The sequence below is a fragment of the Nocardia sp. BSTN01 genome, assembly GCF_015354405.1.
Lineage (GTDB): Bacteria > Actinomycetota > Actinomycetes > Mycobacteriales > Mycobacteriaceae > Nocardia.
In genome coordinates, this window is the sequence record NZ_JADKYP010000002.1 from 261,172 (window position 1) to 281,851 (window position 20,680).

General features: G+C 69.1%; 17 protein-coding genes. 7 read left to right on the forward strand and 10 right to left on the reverse strand.

Annotated elements, in window-relative coordinates; all coding sequences use genetic code 11:
- Window positions 1–6 precede the first annotated feature (6 nt).
- Genes meaB through IRT45_RS02880 form a run of 3 tightly spaced genes read right to left on the reverse strand, consistent with a single transcriptional unit; the run spans window position 7 to window position 5,251 of the window.
- Window positions 7–1,134, reverse strand: a complete 1,128-nt coding sequence (meaB, locus tag IRT45_RS02870) for a methylmalonyl Co-A mutase-associated GTPase MeaB (RefSeq protein WP_194804296.1) — start codon at window positions 1,132–1,134, stop codon at window positions 7–9.
- On the reverse strand, window positions 1,131–3,392 hold the full coding sequence (scpA, locus tag IRT45_RS02875; protein WP_194804297.1) for a methylmalonyl-CoA mutase: 2,262 nt from the start codon (window positions 3,390–3,392) through the stop codon (window positions 1,131–1,133). The genes meaB and scpA overlap by 4 nt, the downstream gene beginning before the upstream one ends.
- On the reverse strand, window positions 3,392–5,251 hold the full coding sequence (locus IRT45_RS02880) for a methylmalonyl-CoA mutase family protein (RefSeq protein WP_194804298.1): 1,860 nt from the start codon (window positions 5,249–5,251) through the stop codon (window positions 3,392–3,394). The genes scpA and IRT45_RS02880 overlap by 1 nt, the downstream gene beginning before the upstream one ends.
- A gap of 299 nt (window positions 5,252–5,550) precedes the next feature.
- Here IRT45_RS02880 and IRT45_RS02885 point away from each other — a divergent pair, with 299 nt between their 5' ends.
- Entirely contained in the window at window positions 5,551–6,207 is a 657-nt protein-coding gene (locus tag IRT45_RS02885; protein WP_194804419.1) for a TVP38/TMEM64 family protein, read from the forward strand.
- Between the two features lie 28 nt (window positions 6,208–6,235).
- On the opposite strand, the gene IRT45_RS02890 is transcribed toward IRT45_RS02885, so the two are convergent.
- Entirely contained in the window at window positions 6,236–6,865 is a 630-nt protein-coding gene (locus IRT45_RS02890) for a TetR family transcriptional regulator (RefSeq protein ID WP_194804299.1), read from the reverse strand.
- Between the two features lie 120 nt (window positions 6,866–6,985).
- Here IRT45_RS02890 and IRT45_RS02895 point away from each other — a divergent pair, with 120 nt between their 5' ends.
- The 6 genes from IRT45_RS02895 (at window position 6,986) to IRT45_RS02920 (ending at window position 12,960) form a co-directional block, all read left to right on the forward strand.
- Complete coding sequence (locus IRT45_RS02895; RefSeq protein ID WP_194804300.1) at window positions 6,986–7,417, forward strand: hypothetical protein; 432 nt, start codon at window positions 6,986–6,988, stop codon at window positions 7,415–7,417.
- A 233-nt stretch (window positions 7,418–7,650) separates the two neighbouring features.
- Window positions 7,651–8,421, forward strand: a complete 771-nt coding sequence (locus tag IRT45_RS02900; protein ID WP_194804301.1) for an IclR family transcriptional regulator — start codon at window positions 7,651–7,653, stop codon at window positions 8,419–8,421.
- 357 nt (window positions 8,422–8,778) lie between these two features.
- Window positions 8,779–9,855, forward strand: coding sequence for an ABC transporter substrate-binding protein (locus tag IRT45_RS02905; RefSeq protein ID WP_194804302.1), 1,077 nt, complete (start codon window positions 8,779–8,781; stop codon window positions 9,853–9,855).
- Window positions 9,852–10,685 (forward strand): ABC transporter ATP-binding protein, encoded by an 834-nt coding sequence (locus IRT45_RS02910; RefSeq protein ID WP_194804303.1) that lies wholly within the window; start codon window positions 9,852–9,854, stop codon window positions 10,683–10,685. Before IRT45_RS02905 ends, IRT45_RS02910 begins: the two co-directional genes overlap by 4 nt.
- 4 nt (window positions 10,686–10,689) lie before the next feature.
- Window positions 10,690–11,586, forward strand: a complete 897-nt coding sequence (locus tag IRT45_RS02915) for an ABC transporter permease (protein WP_194804304.1) — start codon at window positions 10,690–10,692, stop codon at window positions 11,584–11,586.
- Window positions 11,587–11,616: 30 nt separating this feature from the next.
- Window positions 11,617–12,960, forward strand: a complete 1,344-nt coding sequence (locus tag IRT45_RS02920) for an LLM class flavin-dependent oxidoreductase (protein WP_194804305.1) — start codon at window positions 11,617–11,619, stop codon at window positions 12,958–12,960.
- 94 nt (window positions 12,961–13,054) lie between these two features.
- Here IRT45_RS02920 and IRT45_RS02925 read toward each other — a convergent pair whose 3' ends face one another.
- The 6 genes from IRT45_RS02925 to IRT45_RS02950 form a co-directional block, all read right to left on the reverse strand.
- Entirely contained in the window at window positions 13,055–13,390 is a 336-nt protein-coding gene (locus IRT45_RS02925; RefSeq protein WP_062996224.1) for a transglycosylase family protein, read from the reverse strand.
- Between the two features lie 397 nt (window positions 13,391–13,787).
- Complete coding sequence (locus IRT45_RS02930) at window positions 13,788–15,503, reverse strand: hypothetical protein (protein ID WP_194804306.1); 1,716 nt, start codon at window positions 15,501–15,503, stop codon at window positions 13,788–13,790.
- A complete protein-coding gene (locus IRT45_RS02935) occupies window positions 15,500–17,434 on the reverse strand; it encodes a hypothetical protein (RefSeq protein WP_194804307.1) in 1,935 nt (644 codons plus the stop codon). Before IRT45_RS02935 ends, IRT45_RS02930 begins: the two co-directional genes overlap by 4 nt.
- The gene (locus IRT45_RS02940) at window positions 17,431–18,726 is read right to left on the reverse strand and encodes an ABC transporter substrate-binding protein (protein WP_194804308.1); all 1,296 of its coding nucleotides are present in this window, start codon (window positions 18,724–18,726) and stop codon (window positions 17,431–17,433) included. The genes IRT45_RS02935 and IRT45_RS02940 overlap by 4 nt, the downstream gene beginning before the upstream one ends.
- A gap of 100 nt (window positions 18,727–18,826) precedes the next feature.
- Window positions 18,827–20,071, reverse strand: a complete 1,245-nt coding sequence (locus IRT45_RS02945; protein ID WP_194804309.1) for an SPFH domain-containing protein — start codon at window positions 20,069–20,071, stop codon at window positions 18,827–18,829.
- The gene (locus IRT45_RS02950) at window positions 20,071–20,502 is read right to left on the reverse strand and encodes an NfeD family protein (protein ID WP_036502267.1); all 432 of its coding nucleotides are present in this window, start codon (window positions 20,500–20,502) and stop codon (window positions 20,071–20,073) included. The genes IRT45_RS02945 and IRT45_RS02950 overlap by 1 nt, the downstream gene beginning before the upstream one ends.
- Between the last annotated feature and the right edge of the window lie 178 nt (window positions 20,503–20,680).

Genomic DNA, 20,680 nt, shown 5'->3' on the forward strand with positions numbered 1-20,680 from the left:
CAGCCGCTATTTCTCGTCGAAGGCGCGCAGCAATTCCTCGGCCGCCAGGGCCGGGGTCAGCGAGCCGTCGCGGATCTGTTTTTCCACCTGCGCGCGAATCGCTTTCACGCCGGGACTGTCGGCCAGCCGGCGCAGCAGCTGGTCGTGCACCATGGTCCAGGTCCAGTCGACCTGCTGGCGGCGGCGCTTCTCCGCGAATTCCCCCGCCTCGGTGAGCACACGCCGGTGTTCGAGGACCGTATCCCAGAAAGTGTCCAGACCGGTGCCGTTCAACCCGCTCATGGTGAGAACAGGTGGGCGCCAAAGGGATTCGCGCGGATGGATCAGCCGCATCGCACCCTGCAGTTCGCGCGCCGCCGCCCGCGCCTCCACCTCGTGGCGGCCGTCGGCCTTGTTGACCGCGACCAGATCGGCCAGCTCCAGCACCCCCTTCTTGATGCCCTGCAACTGATCTCCGGTGCGGGCCAGGGTGAGGAAGCAGAACACGTCGACCATATTGGCGACGGTCACCTCGGACTGGCCGACACCCACCGTCTCCACCAGGATCACGTCGTAACCGGCGGCCTCGAGCAGCACGATGGTTTCCCGGGTCGCCTTGGCGACACCGCCCAGCGTGCCCGCGGTCGGCGACGGGCGGATGAACGCCTCACGCTCGACCGACAGTCGCGCCATGCGGGTCTTGTCGCCGAGAATCGATCCACCGGTACGGGTCGAGGACGGATCCACCGCCAGCACCGCGACCCGATGTCCCTGGCCGATCAGATACATCCCGAGCGCGTCGATGAACGTCGACTTGCCCACGCCCGGAACGCCGGTGATACCGACGCGATTGGACGCGGCGGCGCCACTTTCGGCCGTCAGCTCGAGCAGCAGGCGCTGCGCCGCCTCGCGGTGATCGGCGCGGGTCGATTCCACCAGCGTGATCGCGCGGGCGAGCGCGGCGCGCTGATTGTCGCGGATCGCACCTGCCAGCTCCGCCACATCGATGGTCCGGCGTCGTCCGCCGCCCGGCGACTGCGGTCCGTCCACGCGCAGCGCCGGGGGCAGGCCCCGAGCGGTGGACAGGGCCTGGGTTCCGGGCAACTCCGCCCCGGCGGGCCGATCGCCCGCCGGGGTCCGGTCGGCGTCGCTCATTCCGCCTCGGCTTGTCCGCCGATCTCGTGGCCGAGTTCGGCCGCCAGCTTCTGCAGCAGCCCGATCGCGGCGTCGGCGATCACGGTGCCGGGCGGGAAGATCGCCGCGGCGCCGGCGGCATACAGCTCGTCGAAGTCACCGGGCGGGATCACACCGCCGACGATGACCATGATGTCGGGGCGTCCGACATCGGCCAGTGCCTGCCGCAGAGCGGGCACCAGCGTGAGGTGACCGGCCGCCAGCGAGGAGACACCGACGATGTGCACGTCGTTGTCGGCCGCCTGCTGGGCCACCTCTTCCGGGGTCTGGAACAGCGGGCCCACATCGACGTCCATGCCGAGGTCGGCGAAGGCGGTCGCGATCACCTTCTGACCGCGGTCGTGGCCGTCCTGGCCCATCTTGGCGACGAGGATGCGGGGACGGCGGCCCTCGGCCTCGGCGAATTCCTCGACCAGCTCGATGGCCCTGCTGATGTTGGTCACCTTGCCGGCCTCCTCTCGGTAGACGCCCGACAGTGTGCGGATCTCGGCCTGGTGGCGACCGTACACCTTCTCCAGCGCGTCGGAGATTTCGCCGACGGTGGCCTTGGCGCGGGCGGCGTCGATGGCCAGGGCGAGCAGGTTGTTGACCATGCCGCCTTCGGACGAGGCTGCGGCCCTGGTCAATTCGGCCAGCGCCCGCTCGACCTCGGCGCTGTCGCGCTCGGCGCGCAGGCGGCGCAGCTTCTCGTTCTGCTCGGCGCGCACGCGCGAGTTCTCGACCTTGAGGACCTCGATCTCCTGGTCCTCGGTCACCTGATACTTGTTGACGCCGATCACCGGCTGCGCGCCGGTGTCGATGCGGGCCTGGGTGCGGGCGGCGGCCTCCTCGATGCGCAGCTTCGGGATACCCTCCGAAATCGCCTGCGCCATACCGCCGTGCGCCTCGACCTCGGCGATGTGGGCCCGCGCCCGCTCGGCCAGCTGGTGGGTCAGCCACTCCACGTAGTAGGAGCCGCCCCACGGGTCGATCGGGCGCGTGGTGCCCGACTCCTGCTGCAGCAGCAGCTGGGTGTTGCGGGCGATGCGCGCGGAGAAGTCGGTGGGCAGTGCCAGCGCCTCGTCGAGGGCGTTGGTGTGCAACGACTGGGTGTGGCCCTGCGTCGCCGCCATCGCCTCGACACAGGTGCGCGCGACGTTGTTGAACACGTCCTGCGCGGTCAGCGACCAGCCCGAGGTCTGCGAGTGGGTGCGCAGCGACAGCGACTTCTGGCTCTTGGGTTCGAACTTCGACACCAGCTCGCTCCACAGCAGCCGGCCCGCGCGCAGCTTGGCGACCTCCATGAAGAAGTTCATGCCGATGGCCCAGAAGAACGACAGCCGCGGCGCGAACTGATCGATCTCCATGCCCGCGTCCAGGCCGGCGCGAATGTATTCGACACCGTCGGCCAGGGTGTAGGCCAGCTCCAGATCGGCCGTGGCTCCGGCTTCCTGGATGTGATAGCCGGAAATGGAGATCGAGTTGAACTTCGGCATCTTCGCGGAGGTGTAGGCGAAGATGTCGGAGATGATCCGCATCGAGGGCTTGGGCGGATAGATGTAGGTGTTGCGGACCATGAACTCCTTCAGAATGTCGTTCTGAATGGTTCCGGCCAGCTGTTCGGGCTTGACGCCCTGTTCCTCGGCGGCGACGACGTACAGCGCCAGGATCGGCAGCACCGCGCCGTTCATGGTCATCGAGACCGACACCTGGTCCAGCGGGATCTGATCGAACAGTTCCCGCATATCCAGGATCGAGTCGATGGCGACACCGGCCATACCGACGTCACCGGTCACCCGCGGGTGATCGGAGTCGTAGCCACGATGGGTGGCCAGGTCGAAGGCGACCGACAGGCCCTTCTGGCCCGCGGCCAGGTTGCGGCGGTAGAAGGCGTTGGAATCGGCGGCGGTGGAGAAACCCGCGTACTGGCGGATGGTCCACGGCTGATTCACGTACATGGTCGGGTACGGGCCGCGCACGAACGGCGCCACACCCGGCACGCTGTCGAGCGGATAGCCTTCGGCGACAACGGCATCGCGGTCGGCCTTGGTGTACACCGGCGCGACGTCGATGCCTTCGGGGGTGGCCCAGACCAGTTGTTCGGGCGCGTAGCCGTTGGCGGCGGCCGATTCGGCGACGAACGCCTCGACGTCGCCGCCACCGGTCCGCCCGACGGCCGGTTCACCCAGCGGTACCTCGGCGAAACTGCCGATCACGTGGTTCACATCTCGAGTAGTCATTACGCTCCCAGCTTCTCCAGCAGGCCGGACAGGGTCGCCACCGCGTCCATGCGGGCCGTGAGGAATCCGTCCGGCCGCTGTGCGCCGCTCACCTCGGCCACCGCCTTCTCCGGTCCGGCCAGCAGTACCGTCGTCACACCGGCGTCGCGCAGCTGCGCCACGGCGGGCGCGGCCTCGGTGCCGTAGCGGGCGTCGCTGCCGCACAGCACCGCCATCGTCGCTCCGGATTCCGTTGCGGCCGAGCCGATCGCGGACGTCTCCAGCGCTCCCGGGTTCACCGTTTCGATGCCGCCGGAGGCCAGCACATTCGCGGTGAAAGTCACGCGCACGTTGTGTTCGGCGACCGGGCCCAGCGGTACCAGCAGCGCGCGCGGCCGGCGGCCGTGGGCGGCCAGGTAGGCGTCGGAACGGTTGCGCAGCGCCTCGAAGGCCGCGCCGTAGCGGGCCACGCCATTCGTGTCGCGCGCGGCCTCGGACAGCGGTTCCTCGGCGAGGTTCGGGAATTCGTTGACGCCGGTGACCGCGGTGCGGCGGTGGGCGATATCGGATTCGCGGCGGCTCCGGGTGTCGGCGATGCGCTCGGCCAGCAGGCCGGACTCCAGCGCGGCGCGGTATCCGCCGGCGCGTTCGAGCTCCTGCATGAACGCCCAGGCCGCACCGGCCACATCCGCGGTGAGGCTTTCCACGTGCCAGGAACCCGCGCCGGGATCCTGCACATGTCCGAGATGCGACTCCTCGAGCAGCAGCAGCTGGGTGTTGCGTGCCATGCGCTCCGAGAACGCTTGCGACACACCGAGTTCGCCGGCCGGCAGGGCCGCGTCGAACGGCAGCACGGTGACCAGGTCCGCGCCGCCCACGCCGGCGCCGAACGCGGCCAGGGTGGTGCGCAGCATGTTCACCCACGGATCGCGCTGGCTCAGCATCGCCTCCGAGGTGACGGCGTGCTGCGGCGCGTTGCCGAAGTCCGGTGCTCCCGCCTCGTGCGCGACCCGGGCCCACAGCCGCCGGGCGGCACGGAATTTCGCGATCGTCTCGAACTGATCGTCGGTGGCCGCCAGCTGGAAACTCACCTGATCGAGCGCGTCGGCGACATCGAGGCCGGCGTCGGTGAGGGCGCGCAGGTAGTCCAGGCCCGCGGCGACGGCCGCGCCGATCTCCTGGGCGTCGGACGCGCCGGCGTTGTGGAAGACCGTGCCGGACACCGTGATCGCACGGACGGTCTCGGTGCGGCCGGCGGCGGTGCGCGCCAGCTCGACCGTGGCGTCGAGGTCGGTGTCGGCTACTCCGGCGAAGCGGCTGGTCAGCGGCGCCGCGCCGAGGAAGACGTGGATATCGGAGCGGTCGGCCACCTCGTAGCCGTCGAGCAGGGCCAGCACCTGCGCGGCGGCGGCCGGAGTGTCGGCCCCCGCCCGCAGGCTCAGCGGAGCCAACTCGAACAGCAGGCCACGCAGCGTCTCCGCCAGTCCCGCCACCGGGACGCCGTTCTCACCCACACCGAGCCAGACGGAGCTGACGCCGTTCTCCAGGGCGGCGAGGATCTCCTCGTTGACGGCGGCCGGATCGGTTCCGCCGATGCTGGCGCTGACATGCCAGCCGCGGTGCACGTCCCGGGTGCCCTCGTTACCGCGCACGAACGGGAATCGTCCCGGCAGCGGTTGTTCGGGCAGTTCGTCGCGACGGGTGTACAGCGGCGCGACGGTCACTCCGTCGTAATTGGTGACCTCGAGCAGGCGCTCCGGCTCGTCACCGAGTTCGGATGCCTCGACCTTGCGGGATTTGGCCAGTACTCCGGCCACACCCTTGCGCCATGCGGCGTATCCGGGCACGGTGTCCGCACCCGGATCTGAACCAATCGGCATCGCTGCTGTACCTCTTCCACTCGACTCCGATACTTCACTCGTACCGGATACCTACGCTGGGACCCAACTCTTCGCAGCGCCTTCGCAACCGCCTGTGTGACCCCTTCACAGTGCGACGGGCGTGCGATATCGGCAGGTCGACGACCAGTTCGGTTAACGATCATTCATCAACCTTCATTCGATGCTAGCCCGGTGTTCGCATACTCTTCGCACAGCCTCGCCATACCGACCGGTAACCTGTCGCGGTGCCGAGGACGACGGATGTGGCGTTGCGACTACTGCGCAATCGACGGGTCGTGATGCTGATGATCCTCGCAACCGCCTTGGTCGCGGTTGCCCTGCTGGCCCCGCATCCGGCTCCGCAACAGATTCGGGACTGGGCCGATTCGGTCGGTCCGGTCTTCCCGCTCCTGTTCTTCCTCGTCCACGCCCTCGTGACGGTGGCGCCGTTTCCGCGCACCGTATTCACATTGAGTGCCGGGCTGTTGTTCGGGCCGATTCTCGGCATCACCCTCGCGGTCGCGGCGACCACGGTCAGCGCCGTGCTGGCTCTGCTGCTCGTCCGGGCGCTGGACCGGGATCAGGTGGCCGCGCGGTTGACCCATCCGGCGGTGCGGGCGGTGGATCGGCGGCTGGCCCGGCGCGGCTGGCTCGCGGTCGGCTCGCTGCGGCTGATCGCGCCGGTGCCGTTCTCGGTGATCAATTACTGCGCCGGACTGTCCTCGGTGCGGATGATGCCCTATCTGCTGGCCACCTTCGTGGGCATCATTCCCGGCACCATCGGCGTCGTCGTCCTCGGCGATGCGCTGACCGGCCGGACGAACCCGGGTCTGCTGGTGCTGTCGGGGGTGTGCATCACCATCGGCGTGATCGGGCTGATCGTCGATGCCCGCTGGGGCGCGGAGCAATTCGCGGCCGTCGCCACCGAGTCGGCCGAGGAGCCGGCACCCCACTGACGCGCGGCACCGACTCGATCGCCGCCGCTCAGCGCGCGCGCAGTGCCAGACCGGCCGGAACCGCCGCGAACGCCTCGCGCACTCTGTCCGTCAGCGCGTCCCGGCCGCCCCGGCCGTCGGCGCGGACCCATTCCCGGCCTGCCACACTCCAGGCCGAGGTCACCAGTTCGGCCAGGACGTGCAGTCGCAGATCGTCCGCGGGCAGTTCCAGGCGGTCGGCGAGGATCGTGACCGCATCCGCCTCCACGCCGTGGCGGTGGGCTTCGACGTAGGCCAGTAGCGCCGGTGTGGTGCGGATGAGCCGGCGCGTCGCGACATATCGGCGATCCCACTCCGGTGCCAGATCGGCGACGGCCGCGATCAGCGTCTCTCGCATGGCGTCCAGCACCACCCCGGTCAGCGGGCGATTCGCCAACGCCGTGAGATATGCGGACCACAACTCGGCCTCCGCCTCGATCGCGGCCGCCTCCTTGGCCGGATAGGTGCGGAAGAAGGTGCTGCGCGACACCTCGGCCTCGTCCACCAGTTCGTCGAGTGTCGTCGCGTCGAATCCGCGCTCGGTGAACAGCCGCAGGGCGGCGTCGGCCAGTGCGCGGCGGGTACGCAGCCGTTTGCGCTCTCGCAGCGGCAACGTGCGGTCGGATACCGGATCGGGCATGCCGAGATGCTATCCGAACCGGATCCGAGGCACGTAAGAAACTGGGACTCTAACGACACTTGCACCCGTATGGCACTCAGTGTCACAATTGGCGCACCATCACGCAGTCAGGAGTCCGCCATGTCCCCCGGCACCCTCGATCCGTCGGTCATCGGCCAGGCCGAAAAGCATCACAACGCGCTTCTGTACCGGGTTCTCGCCGGTACCGGCGTCGACGAGGCGCAGTGGATCACTCTCAGCCAGGCCGCGGCAGCCGGCGGCACCGTCGATCGGGAGCGGCATATCGCCACGCTCGCCGCGAAGACGACCTGGGCGCCCACTGTCGTCGCGACCGCCGCGACGCGACTCACCGAACATGATCTGATGCGCGAAACGCCGGGCGGTGAACTGGTGGTCACCGAATCGGGTGATCGCCTCGTCGCGGACATCCGCTCGCGCACCAGCGCGGTGCTCGGGCGGGTCTACGGTTCGGTCCCGGCAGCCGACCTCGCGGTCGCGGGGCAGGTTCTCACCATGATCACCGCCGGTTTGTCCCGCGAATTGGACAGCTGACGACGACCACACCCGCGGCGTGGGAACGAAATTCCCGCGCGGCGCAGATCGTCTCCGGTACCGGAACGAGATAAAGCTCGGTTTTCACTCGGCGACCGCGGGCGGCCGGCAGTATCGGCCGCCGTAATAGAACGGGCCGAAAAGTGATCGGCTCGCGCTGCGCACAATCATTGTCTCGCGTCCTCATCCGGACCAGAGTGCCTGTATCACTTTCGGTCCCGGCAGGAGGATGTATGGCCGCCACCGATGAACCGCGTTCGGGCGCACGCGCCGTCGATCGTGCGATCGCGGTCCTGAACTGCTTCGACGGCGACGACCCCGAGCTGTCGGTCAGCGAACTGGCACAGCAGACGGGTCTGCCCGTCAGCACCACGCACCGGCTGCTGCAGGCGCTCGTCCGCGGGCGGCTGCTGGAACAGGACCATGCCAACGACCGCTACCGCATCGGGCACGGGCTCGCGTCGCTGGCGCGGCCGGCGTTGACGCGACTCGGCCTCGATTCGGCGGCGCCGCACCTCTACGCGCTCGCGGCGAATATCCGCATTTCGGTCAGCCTCAGCGTGCCCGACTCGCGCGACGCGCTGACCGTCTTCCAGGCGCGGCCGCCGGTCTCGTTCTGCCCCAACCAGATTCCGCGGCCGCGACGCCCGCTGCGATCCAGCGCGGCCGGACACGCGCTGCTGGCGTTCTCCCCCGGCGACCGCCTGATCGAGACCTACGCCGGCCGGCACGAGTCCGATCCGCCGGCGTCGGCCGATCTCGACCGGGTGCGCCGCGCCGGATTCGCGGTCGAGGTGATCGACAGCGACGAACCGATCCGGTCGGTCGCGGTGCCGATCGTCGGCCGCGGCCGGCAGGTACGCGGCGCGCTCTGCGTGCAGGCCCGGTCCGCACGCCTCGACACCGAGCTGATGCGCTCGATCCTGCCCCCGATGCGCCATATCGCGAACCGGATCGGCCCGCTGCTGCACGCCGAACCCGACGCCGCCGACACCGCCTCGTAAGCCGTTCGCGCACCTCGCATTTCGGCTGCGGAATTATCCTCACGCTGATTTCCACACTGTGAAAACACCGTTGCTCACCAGCACGGACAGCCGCACCATGTGATCAACGCAGGTTGCTGCGATCCGCATCGCCGGTCCGAGCACTTTCCGAGAAGGCACCCCGATGAACGTCTCCCGACTCTTGACGCGCCGCCGCACGGTGGATCTCATGCGCGTCCCGCACGGGATCTGTCGCGCCTGAGTCCGGGCGCCATTGCCGTCGCCGAAAGCCCTGCCAGGCAATTCGTTTCGCCGATCTACCGGTCGCCGCGCCCGATGTGCGCGTGGCCGCAGACGCATTCAGTGAAAGAACCGATCATGTCGTTCAGACGACCCCGGGTGGTGCGCGCCCTCGCCGCCGTCCTCGCCCTGCCCGTGCTCGCCGCACTCGCCGCGGGCTGCTCGAGTTCCGGCGCCGGTACCACCGCCGACGGTAAGACCATCCTTCGCTACCAGGGCCAAGCCGGCTCGGTCACGCCCTACGAACTGGCCGCCGACCTCGGCTATTTCTCCAAGATCGAGCTGAAGTGGGAGGGCGACACGACCAGCGGCCCGGCCAATATCCAGGCCGCCACCACCAAACAGATCGAGTTCGGCAGCGCGTTCAACGGCGCGGTCGTCAAGCTCATCGCCGGCGGCGCGCCGGTCACCTCGGTGCTCAGCTCCTACGGCGCCGACGGACAGAGCTTCACCGGCTACTACGTCCTCGACAGTTCCGGCATCAAGACCGCCAAGGACCTGATCGGGAAGAAGGTCGGCGTCAATACGCTCGGCGCCCATCACGAATTCATCACCCGCCAGTGGTTGCACGATCAGGGTCTCACCGACGACGAGATCAAACAGGTGCAGCTCGTGGTGTTGCCGCCGGTCAATACCGAGGACGCGCTGCGCAAGGGGCAGATCGACGTGGCGGCGCTGGGCGGCCCGCTGCAGGACATCGCGCTCGCGCACGGCGCCATCCACCCGCTCTACACCGACAAGGGCCTGTTCGGCGAGTTCGACTACGGCACCTACGTTTTCCGCAACGACTACATCGCCGATCATCAGGACGCGGTGGCCGACTTCGTCCAGGGCACGGCCCGCGCGACGCGCTGGCTGCAGATCACGCCGCATGATCAGGCGGTGGCGCGGCTTGCCGACATCATCCACAAGCGCGGCCGCAACGAGAACACCAAACTGCTCGACTCCTACAAGTCGTCCGGCATTCCGGTGCCCGGCGCGGTGATCCAGGAGCGAGAACTGCAGATCTGGATCGACTGGCTGGTCCGCAACGGTGAGCTGCCGGCCGGGAAGTTCGCGGCCAAGGATCTGTACACCAACAAGTTCAACCCCTACGCCAACGGCAAATATCCCGCCGAGAGCGGGCCGACCGGAGAGGTGGTGGCCGCCAAATGAGCGTCACGGCAATCAAACTCGCGCTCGACGGGGTGCGTAAGGAATTTCCCGCGCGAGGCGCCGGAACTCCGTTCACCGCACTGGAGAACATCACCGTGGACGTGCGCGACGGTGAATTCCTCGTCCTGGTCGGACCCAGCGGTTCGGGTAAGTCGACCCTGCTGGACCTGCTGGGCGGGCTGACCCGGCCGACCCACGGCCGGATCCTGCTCGACGGCCGGCCGGTCACCGGCCCCGGACTCGACCGCGGGATCGTCTTCCAGCAGTACGCGCTGCTGCCGTGGCGCACCGCGCGCGGCAATATCGAATTCGGCTTGGAGGCCAAGCGCATCCGCCGCCGCGAGCGCCGCCGGATCGCCGACGAATATCTGGAGCTGGTCGGCCTCACCGGCTTCGGCGACCGCTACCCGCACGAGTTGTCCGGCGGCATGAAACAGCGCGTGGCCATCGCGCGCAGCCTCGCCTTCGATCCCGAGGTGCTGCTGATGGACGAGCCGTTCGCCGCGCTCGACGCCCAGACCCGCGAATCGCTGCAGGACGAACTGCTGCGCATCTGGCGCACCACCGGCAAGACCATCCTGTTCATCACCCACGACATCAACGAAGCCGTCTATCTGGGACCGCGGGTGGCCGTGCTCACCTCACGGCCGGGACGGGTCAAGGCCGTGGTCGATATCGATCTCGACCGCCACACCGACCCGGACGCCGACATCCGCTCCAGCGAACACTTCAGCGAAGTCCGGCATCGGATCTGGTCGCTGCTGCACGACGAGGTGGCCCGCGCACAGGGTCTCGAGCAGGCCGACCTCGCGGCCACCGACAGGAGGTAACACCATGTCCACCACATTGCCCGCCACCGCCGAACCCGTGCTGGTGTCGAAGAAGTCCTCCGTCTCGGCCGGGAGTGCGGTCGAGGCGCCCGCTCGCTCCACCCCCGGCACGGGGCGGCAACTGGCCGCCCTGGCCGGCCGCTGGGGCTGGCGGCTGTTCAAGCCCGTCCTGGTCATCGGCCTGTTTCTGGCCTTCTGGGAGCTCGCGCCCCGCTTCGGCCTGGTCGATCAGATCTTCCTGCCGCCGTTCTCCACCGTCGTGCAGCGCGGAGACGAGCTGATCCGCAACGGCCAGCTCTGGGACAACACCTCCGCCAGTCTGGGCCGATCCCTGGTCGGCTTCGCTATCGCGGTGGCGTGCGCCGTTCCGGCCGGTGTCGCCATCGCGTGGTACAAGCCGGTGGCCGACTTCGTGAACCCGCTGCTCGAACTGTTCCGCAACACCGCGGCGCTGGCACTGTTGCCGGTGTTCATTCTGATCCTCGGCATCGGCGAGACCTCCAAGGTCGCGATCGTGGTCTACGCGGGGTTCTTCCCGATCCTGCTGAACACCATCAGCGGCGTTCGATCGGTCGACCCGCTGCTGATCAAATCCGCTGTGTCACTGGGTTTTTCGCCGCTGCGGCTGTTCCAGAAGGTGATCCTGCCCGCCGCCGTGCCGACGATCTTCACCGGCATCCGGATGGCGGCCTCGGCCTCCATCCTGGTCCTCATCGCCACCGAGATGTCCGGTGCCCGAGCGGGACTCGGCTACCTCATCACCGCCGCCCAGCAGAATTTCCAGATCCCCGATATGTATGTCGGGATCGTCGCCATCGCGATCGTCGGCCTGGTCTACAACGCCGTACTCGTCGCGATCGAACGCCGCCTCACCCGCTGGCGCCCGCAATCCGATCGCTGAAGCACTACACCGAAGGGACGACGACGCTAGATGTCGCCATCACCGAAAACCTTTCATCTCAACGCCTTTCTGATGGGCGTCGGTCATCACGAGGCCGCCTGGCGTCATCCGCGCACCGAGGAACGGCGCGTGCTGGACGTGAAGCATTTCCAGGAATTGGGCCGCATCGCCGAGCGCGGCAAACTGGATTCGGTCTTCTTCGCCGACGGGCTGGCGGTGGGTCCGCGCATTCAGCGCAATACGCTCGCGGTGTTCGAACCGGTGACATTGCTGTCGGCCATCGCCGCGGCGACCGAACATATCGGTCTCATCGCGACGGCCTCGACGACCTATAACGAACCGTTCAATCTGGCCCGCAAATTCGCCTCGCTCGACCACATCAGCGGCGGGCGTGCCGGATGGAACATCGTCACGTCCGGCAGCGTCGACGAGGCCTACAATTTCGGCTACGACGCGATTCCCGAACACGCTCGCCGATATGAGCGCGCCACCGAATTCGTCGATGTCGCATTGCAATTGTGGGACAGCTGGGAGTCCTCGGCCATCGTGCTCGACCCCGAGGCCGGTGTTTTCGCCGACCCGGACAAGGTGCACACCATCGACTACGACAGCGACCGGTTCCGGGTTCGCGGACCGTTGAACTCCCCGCGCGGACCGCAGGGCCGGCCACTGCTCGTGCAGGCCGGATCCTCCGAGAGCGGAAAGGAATTCGCCGCGCGCTACGCCGAGGCGGTGTTCACCGCGCAGCGCACCCTGGAAGAGGGGCAGCGCTTCTATCGCGATCTGAAATCACGGCTGCCGAAGTACGGCCGCGGCGCCGACGAGCTGAAGGTGCTTCCCGGTCTGGTGCCCTACATCGCCGATACGCCCGCCGAAGCGCTGGCACTGGAGCAGGAGTTCACCGATCTCATCTCCCCCGACTACGCGTTGCGCCAGCTGTCCACGCAACTGGGCATCGATTTGACCGACCATCCGCTGGACGCGCCACTGCCGCCGCTGCCGGTGGAAAGCGAGATCGAGGGCAACAAGTCCCGGTTCACGCTGGTCAAGGAATTGGCCACGGAGGAGCAGCTGACCGTGCGGCAGCTGATCGGCAAACTCGGCGGCGGGCGCGGGCATCGCAGCTTCGCCGGCACGCCGGAGCAGATCGCCGACGAACTGCAGACCTGGTTCGAGGCGGGCGCGGCGGACGGATTCAACATCATGCCGCCGTATCTGCCCGGCGGACTCACCGACTTCGTCGACCGCGTGGTGCCGATCCTGCAGGAACGCGGCCTGTTCCGCACCGAATACACCGCCGGCACCCTGCGCGGGCACTACGGACTCGCGCCGGTGGAGAGCCGGTTCGCGGCCGAAGCCGCGATCAGCGCCTGACCGGCGGATACAACGCGACAGGCCCCTTCCGGTAGATCCGGGAGGGGCCTGTCTGCACGCTGTGTATGCGGTCGAACCGCGGGGCGGCGAACCCTTACAGGTTGGCGCCGCACACCGGCCAGGCGCCGGGGCCCTGGCTGGCGAGCACGTTCTCCGCGACGCGGATCTGCTCGGAGCGGCTGGCGTTGGCCGGGTTGCCACTGCCACCGTTGGCTTCCCAGGTGCTCTGGGTGAACTGCAGGCCGCCGTAGAAACCGTTTCCGGTGTCGGCGCCCCAGTTGCCGCTGGCCTCGCACGCCGCCACGGCATCCCAGTCGTGGCCGCCGTCGGCAGACGCGGTAGCGGTCAGGCCGAAGGGGACGGCGACGATGGCGCCGGCGACGGCGGCGAAGCCGAGTGCGCGAGTGCTGAACTTACGGTTACGAGACATGTGGTTTTTCCTGCCTGCGCCCAGCCGGCCCGATGGTGACGATTACGGGTCCCTGCCCCCAGGGATGTTGGGGTCGAACTCGAACCGCGGGACAGGGTTGCCGGTGTTCAGCGATTCGAGCGTCAGCCCGGAATTCCGAGCTGCTGACGACGGTAACGGAGAAATCTCGATACATCACGTTGCGATAACAACGGAACTGCCTCAACCCAACGTGGAGAATATTCACGTTTACGCAGCGCATGGTGCGATAAACGCGCGTTACATTACTGTAGTTATATAAACGTTATGTGGTCGAGATCACTGAGATATAGTGACCTCCGTCGCATGATGATGCCCGAAATCGGCGGTTTCGCCGGTCGGAACGCCCGCCGGGCGCCGATCCGCGCCGGTCAGGGGGCTAACGCTCGGATACGGTGACGGGCCACCGGTCCACTGTCCGCAGTGGCGTGATCTGCGCATTCGCCAGCGCAACCGCGACACGCCGACGGTAGCGGGCCGCCAGGGCGGGGGTCCGGCCGACGCCGCCCGGATGACACTCCTCGGCGAAGGCCAGCCAGCCCGACGCCTGGCGCAGGACCTCCCCGGTGCTCAGCGGCCCGGCGAGCAGCAGACCACCGTATTCGGGCGTCACCGCCACCGCACTGCCCAGATGCTGCAGGCACCGGCAGATTCCCAGTTCGTGACCCAGATCGCGGTACCGGGTCAGCGCCAGCAGCCACCAGCGCATCGCGCGCCGGGGCTCACCGCGCATCCACCACAGCAGCCCCAGCGTTTCGAAGGTGTGCGCCCGGCCGGACGGATTGCGCCCACCGCGGGTCAGGGTTTCGGCCAGCTCGAGACGGTCACGGGCGGCATCCAGGCGGCCTTCGTGCATATGTGCGATGGCGAGGTCGTTCAGCGCGCAGACCTCGGCGGCGATATCGCGACGCGGCAGCAACCACCAGGCGCGCTCGAACCCGGCCACGATGTCGGGCAGGGGGTACTCCCCGCCCGGCAAGCGGTCGAAATCCCGCATCGCCTCGGCATGCGCGCGCCGGGCGTCCAGGCCCGTGCTCCGGCGTGGACGGCTGCGGCGCCGCTTCCGGAGCGGGCGCGGCCATCGACGGCGTGTCGCGGTGTCGAGCCGCACATCGCAGCGGATCGATGCCAGTTCACGGATCTGCGGATGCGCCGGGCCGCTCAACGCCAGCATCGCCCGCGCCGCGGGCCCTTCGGCCGGCGCCCCGATCCGCGCGTACCAGAGGTCGAGTGCATCGGCGATCCGGGCGAGGGCCGGGATGTCGAGTTCGACGCCGTGATCGCAGTCGGCGCATTCGCGCACCAGCTCGGCCAGCCGGTCCGCCGTTCCCGTGAACCACCGGTGTGCGCCGGCGCCGAGCCGATCCGAATCCAGGGCCACCGCCCACCGCGTCGCCCGGTCGGAGTAGTGCCGGATCAGCGCCGGCCACGAAGCCCGCCACTGCGGTGAACGACGGACGACGGCACGGTCCGCCGGCGTGGTGGTCTTCGCCACGGCGAATCGGTCGTGTCCGTCGTGGACGATCACACCGTGGGCGGCGAGCCGGATCAGGACCTCGCCGGTGGAACGCTGAACCACCGCCTGCTCCCCCGGCAGGACGGTCGCGCTGTCGAGCATCGCGGTCACGGTGTCGTAGAGCGCCGCGGCCTCGTAGTCGGTGAACGGCAGTGCCCGCAGGACCGCGGCGACGGCCGCATCGGTGGCGTCCAGCGACCGCGTCCGGGCCGGTGCGAGCGCGGGCAGCGCCGCGACGGTCCGCTCGACCACGGGCGGCGGCTGCACCAGGTCGGCGGTGAGATCCAGTTCCCGCCGCACACGCGCGCCCTCGCGCATATCCATGGTCTTGCGCCACAGTACGTACAGCGCGGCGGCCGCCACCACCGCGACCGCCACCCAGCGCAGCACCCCCGCCAGTGAGTTCAGCACCCGGCTCTGCCCGACCGAACCCTCCAGCAGTTTCGCCACCACCTCGAGCAGCAGCGACGACGACATCACCCACGCCGCGCCCAGAAACCCTTGCCAGACAGAGGATTTCGGGGTCGCGATGAGCTGCGACGCGATGTCGTGCTCGGGCCGGTGCGAGGGGCCGCTCATCGCACGATCCCGCCCGTCAATCCCGGAACCAGGAAGCGGCGCCAGGTCATCAGCAACAGCAGCACCGGCGGGACCGTCGACAGCAGTGCCCCGGCCGCGAGATGGGCGGCGTTCTCCTGGAATTGCCGCGCGTCACCCCACAGCAGCAGCGACCACGGACTGACATCGGCGCCGCTGACCATCAATCCGATGAAGAAGTCGTTCCATACCTGAATCAGTTCGAGCACCGCGACCGCGCCGACGGCGGGCCACGCGGTCGACACCACGCGGCCCAGGACGGCCCACGGCTTGGCCAGCCCGTGCAGGGCGTCGGCCGCCGGACCGTCCGAGGGCGCGAGCAGCGCCCCGCGCAGAATCAGGATCGCGATGGGCAATCCGATCGCGGCGTGCACCACGATCAGCGAGGAGAACGAGGTCCCGGTCAGTCCCATCCGCTCGATGACGCGCCGGATCGGTCCGACGTAGAGCTGCGCGGGCAGCACGGTGAACACCACCAGCACCACCACCGCGATCCGCGAACGCAGCGCGTCGGCGGGCAGCGCGGCGAGCTGATGGGCGACCGGGAACGCCGCACCGATGACGAGGACGGTGGCCCACACCGCCACCCAGCCGGTATTGGCCATGGCGTGCAACAACTCTCGGTGCTGCCACACCGATCCGGCGCCGGCGAGGGCGGGCCCGTCGGCGCCCACCCAGCTGAACACCACCAACGCCAGCAACGGCCCCAGCGACAGCGACGAGACCGCCACGAGCCGGAGGACACCGCGCGCGGTGCGCCGCGCGCGGACCGGATCGGCGCTCGGGCGGCGCATCCAGCCGACGCGGTGGCGGCGCACGTCGGTCTGCAGAATCCACGCCGCCGAACCGACCAGCACCGCCAGTGGCAGCGAATAGGCCGCGGCCACACCGGGATCGGCATCGGGATCCGAGACCAGCCGCCACCAGTGCACGGTCGCCGAGTCCAGCGAATACTGCAGCGATCCCGGCACCGCGATCAGGATGATGTCGAAGATCCGCGCCGCGGCGACGGCGACGACGAGGCCGAGAATCAGGAAGACCGGTCGTACCAATTCGAACAGCCGGGCCCGGGTCCGGCCCGCGCCGCGCGCGTCCTCGAGGTAGCCGCGCCGCACCGGATCGGCTTCGATGGCGGCGATCGCGGCGCGGAACAACGCGAACAGCGCACCCAGCCAGCACCAGACGAAGGCTGCGATCAGCAGGGTCATCAGCCAGACGCGCTGCCCCGCCACGCCCGGGACCGGCATCCGGTAGTCGGGATTCTCGGCCAGCAGGCGCAGGGCCAGTCCGGCGACGAACGCGGAAACGCCGAACGGCAGGATCAGCGGTGGCCACGGCCACCAGCCCCGGCGGCCACGCCAGGCCAGTTCCAAGGCCAGGACCAGCACGGCCAGCGCACACAACACCCACACGAGAGTCCGGACATAGGCGCCGCGCCCACCGGGCCCCAGCTCGACGCCGATTCCCCGGATCGTCACCACGAGCGCGATCGCCACGACGGGCCACCACAGCGAACGCCATCGAATCCGTGCGACGAGACTCGCGCCGTCCGGGGCCTCGCGGCGAAATACGGTCGGCCACAGGTGATTGCGCAGCAATGTCCAGCGACCACGCACTACCGCCGCCAGCAGTGCGCGCACCGCCTCGTCCCGGCGCCACAGCAGCGTGCTCGCCGCGACCAGTACCACCAGCAGCGCGCACCAGCCCACCATCGCCCACTGTGCGCGGACCGCGGTCCAGACCGTGGTGGCGGCCGGCCCGGCCAGCAGCAGCAGAATCAGCACCAGCGCCGGCAGCTGCGCGGGCCACATCGACCACCGCCGAGGGTGGCGCCCCGGGATCACCGGACCGGCGATGCGCGTGAGCGCCGGCTCCAGATCCAGTCCGTGCGCGTGGATGTGCCCGGCCGTCATCGCGCTCTCCGTTCGAATTCGTCGAGTGCGCACACCGCGTGATCGACCGCCGCGTCGAGTCGCTCGGCGTGGCCGTCGCCGACGGTGATGAGCAGGTCGGTCAGCACCCGCCACAGGCCGTCGCGCCGCCCGGCGGCGCCGATGAGATCGGCGAAATCGAACGCGGACCACGAATGCAGTTGGTCGGCAACCGGATCCAGCATCGGCGCGTGGTCCGGGACGGTGCGCGGACTGGGTGCCAGGAAGCCGCCGTAGTCGCCGATCCAGGCCGCGACGGCGCCCGGCGCGGTCAGTGCGCCGAGCACCGGCACCGCATCGTGGGCGCCGGCCGCGGTCGCGACGATCACGTCGCCGCCGCCGATGGCCGGGCGCGGGCCCCCGGGCGCCACCGCCGGAAAGGGCATCACGCCCACCGCGTCCGCGGGCCGGCCGGCCCGGCGCAGGCAGCTGCGCACGATGGGTTCCGCGAAATCCGGAGCCACCACCATCGCGGCGGTGCGTCGTTCGAACACCTCGCGCACCGATTCCGGAAATTGCCGGGTCAGGGTGGCGGCAATGCCGCCCGGGAAGGTGCCGCGCGGCGCCCACATGGTGCCGAGGCGGTGCAGGGTCGCCCGCACCGCGTCGCGATCCCACTCCCGCGGCCGGTCCGGCTCGCCGGCGGCAGCCAAATCCTCGTAGTCCCAGGCGGATTCGCCGTAGAGGATGTTGCCGAACAGATCGGCCAGCACCCAGCCGTCGGCACCGCCCAACGCCAGCGGACGGCGCGCGGTCGCCGCCGCGATCCGCTGCGGCCAGTGCGAGACGGTCCAGTCGCGCGGGTCGTCGCGCGGCCGGTCGCCGCCGAAGGCGTAACGGTCGTACCACACCAGCGACTTGTCGGCCGCCTTGAACGGAATGCCGTAGAGCGCACCGTCTTTCCACAGCAGCGAGCGCCACCGATCCGGATAGCGCGGGCCCGCCGCGTCGTGCCACAGCGTGGGCGGCAGTGCCCGCAACACCCCGCCCGCCAGCTCAGCGATCCGGCCGACCTCAGGCAACATCACCAGGTCGGGGGCGGAGCGGCCGCGCGCCTGCAGGGCCGTATCGATATCGTCGCCGAGCGGCAACACCGCGACCGTGGCACCCAGCCCCGCATCGTCGAGCACCCGGCGGAACGCGGCGAGCTCGGATCCGCTCCAGGGCACCGCGATCCGCACCGAGGCGGGATGCCCGAACAACACTCCGGGGGCGCATGCGGTCAGCACCGGCGCCAACGCCGCGGCACGCAGGACCGCCCGCCGTGTCGCCATCCCCACCCCCGAGTCCGCGTGCCCTGCACCGAAATTCGAATGCCGGTCCGCATGATTCACGGACCGGCATTCGGATCATCGCTGAAATACGGTTACCCCGTCAACGTCCCGGATACTCCGGCGGCTGCCACGGCCGGCCGCCCGCATCGCCGGGGCGCGGCGCCGGTTGCTGCTGCTGCGCGGGCGGCGACGGCGGAATGGGCGCGCTCTGCGGCGGCAGATGCCGGGGCTGATTGGGCGCGACCAGCGGCGAATCGACCGGTGTCGCCGCCGCGGCCTCGGCCGCGCGCACCGCCCGCTCGGCGGCCGGATCGGTCTTGATGTCGAACCAGTCGGCCACCTCGTCGGCGTCGTCGTCGGGTGTGCCCGCGGCGCCGTCGTCGCTGGGCTCGTAGCGGAAGACGCCGTCCTCCCCCTGCGTGCCGAAGTTGCGGGCGAAACCTTCCAGCGCCTTGCCGAAGTCGCTGGGCACCATCCACACCTTGTTGGCGTCGCCCTTCGCCACCAGCGGCAGCGTCTGCATGTACTGGTAGGCGAGCAGCTCCGGGGTAGGTTTGCCGGATTTGATTGCGGCGAAGACCTTTTCGATCGCCTTCGCCTGGCCCTGAGCCTGCAGGTAGGCGGCGGCGCGTTCACCCTGGGCACGCAGGATCCGGCTCTGCCGCTCACCTTCGGCGGACAGGATGGCCGACTGCTTGGAACCCTCGGCCGCCAGGATCTGGGACTGCTTGGCACCCTCGGCCGTCTTGATCTGCGCCTCGCGATTACCTTCCGCGGTGAGGATTATCGCGCGCTTCTCACGGTCGGCCTTCATCTGCTTCTCCATCGATTCCTGAATCGACGGCGGCGGATCGATGGCCTTCAATTCCACTCGCGCCACCCGCAGGCCCCAGCGACCGGTCGCCTCGTCGAGGACGCCGCGCAGCTGCGAGTTGATCTGGTCGCGGGAGGTCAGCGTCTCCTCCAGGGTCATGCCGCCGACGACGTTGCGCAGGGTGGTGATGGTCAGCTGCTCGACCGCGGCGATGTAGTTGCTGATCTCGTAGACCGCGGCCTGCGGGCTGGTGACCTGGAAATACACCACCGAGTCGATCTGCACGGTGAGGTTATCCTGGGTGATCACCGGCTGCGGCGGGAACGACACGACCCGCTCGCGCAGGTCGACCTTCGCGCGGATCCGGTCGGCGAACGGGACCAGGAATGTCAACTGGCCCGATACGGTGCGCGAATATCTGCCCAGCCGCTCGATCACCGCGGCCTCGGCCTGCGGTACCAGCGCGATCGACTTGAAGACCACCACCGCGACCAGCACCACGATGACGATCGCGACGATCAGTACAGCCATTACGGCCCCTTCCAGACGACGGCGTGCGCGCCGTCGATCTTCATGACGTAGACGGTCTCACCCTCGGCATATTCATCGGCCGGGTCGAACGGGCGTGCGCTCCACACTTCGCCACCGATCTTCACCTGACCGCTGTTCTCGTTCACCGCTTCCAGCACCTTCGCCGTCTTCCCCGGCAACGCATCGACATTGGTCGGCGTGGGCGGTGGAGTTGCGAAGCGGCGCAACAACATCGGGCGAACGACGAACAGCAGCCCGATGGCGGAGATCGCGAACACCACGGCGTCGATCACCACCGACGTCTGCGCGATCCCGGCAACCCCCGCGGTGATCAACGCCGCGCCGCCCAACATGAGCAGCGTGAAGTCACCGGTGAGCATCTCGGCTGCGGCGAGCAGAATTCCCGCGACCAGCCATACGATTGCGGCCACGAGTCAACCGTACCGTGCCTGTCCGTTTTTCCGCGCCTTTAAGCAGGACGAGTCGAGCGGAAACACGCCGGTCACCGGTCCAGATCCGGTGGGCGCGAGCCCTCGTCGGCCGGACCGCTCCGCCGGCCGGGGCCTCGCCTCCCCCCGAACGGCAAGGGGAACAGGTAGTTTCGGCCGG

Excerpts from the sequence above, each read along its gene's own strand:
- meaB (WP_194804296.1), bottom strand. The coding sequence starts at position 1,134 with ATGAGCGACGCCGACCGGACCCCGGCGGGCGATCGGCCCGCCGGGGCG.
- scpA (WP_194804297.1), bottom strand. The coding sequence starts at position 3,392 with ATGACTACTCGAGATGTGAACCACGTGATCGGCAGTTTCGCCGAGGTA.
- IRT45_RS02880 (WP_194804298.1), bottom strand. The coding sequence starts at position 5,251 with ATGCCGATTGGTTCAGATCCGGGTGCGGACACCGTGCCCGGATACGCC.
- IRT45_RS02885 (WP_194804419.1), top strand. The coding sequence starts at position 5,551 with ATGCTGATGATCCTCGCAACCGCCTTGGTCGCGGTTGCCCTGCTGGCC.
- IRT45_RS02890 (WP_194804299.1), bottom strand. The coding sequence starts at position 6,865 with ATGCCCGATCCGGTATCCGACCGCACGTTGCCGCTGCGAGAGCGCAAA.
- IRT45_RS02895 (WP_194804300.1), top strand. The coding sequence starts at position 6,986 with ATGTCCCCCGGCACCCTCGATCCGTCGGTCATCGGCCAGGCCGAAAAG.
- IRT45_RS02900 (WP_194804301.1), top strand. The coding sequence starts at position 7,651 with ATGGCCGCCACCGATGAACCGCGTTCGGGCGCACGCGCCGTCGATCGT.
- IRT45_RS02905 (WP_194804302.1), top strand. The coding sequence starts at position 8,779 with ATGTCGTTCAGACGACCCCGGGTGGTGCGCGCCCTCGCCGCCGTCCTC.
- IRT45_RS02910 (WP_194804303.1), top strand. The coding sequence starts at position 9,852 with ATGAGCGTCACGGCAATCAAACTCGCGCTCGACGGGGTGCGTAAGGAA.
- IRT45_RS02915 (WP_194804304.1), top strand. The coding sequence starts at position 10,690 with ATGTCCACCACATTGCCCGCCACCGCCGAACCCGTGCTGGTGTCGAAG.
- IRT45_RS02920 (WP_194804305.1), top strand. The coding sequence starts at position 11,617 with ATGTCGCCATCACCGAAAACCTTTCATCTCAACGCCTTTCTGATGGGC.
- IRT45_RS02925 (WP_062996224.1), bottom strand. The coding sequence starts at position 13,390 with ATGTCTCGTAACCGTAAGTTCAGCACTCGCGCACTCGGCTTCGCCGCC.
- IRT45_RS02930 (WP_194804306.1), bottom strand. The coding sequence starts at position 15,503 with ATGAGCGGCCCCTCGCACCGGCCCGAGCACGACATCGCGTCGCAGCTC.
- IRT45_RS02935 (WP_194804307.1), bottom strand. The coding sequence starts at position 17,434 with ATGACGGCCGGGCACATCCACGCGCACGGACTGGATCTGGAGCCGGCG.
- IRT45_RS02940 (WP_194804308.1), bottom strand. The coding sequence starts at position 18,726 with ATGGCGACACGGCGGGCGGTCCTGCGTGCCGCGGCGTTGGCGCCGGTG.
- IRT45_RS02945 (WP_194804309.1), bottom strand. The coding sequence starts at position 20,071 with ATGGCTGTACTGATCGTCGCGATCGTCATCGTGGTGCTGGTCGCGGTG.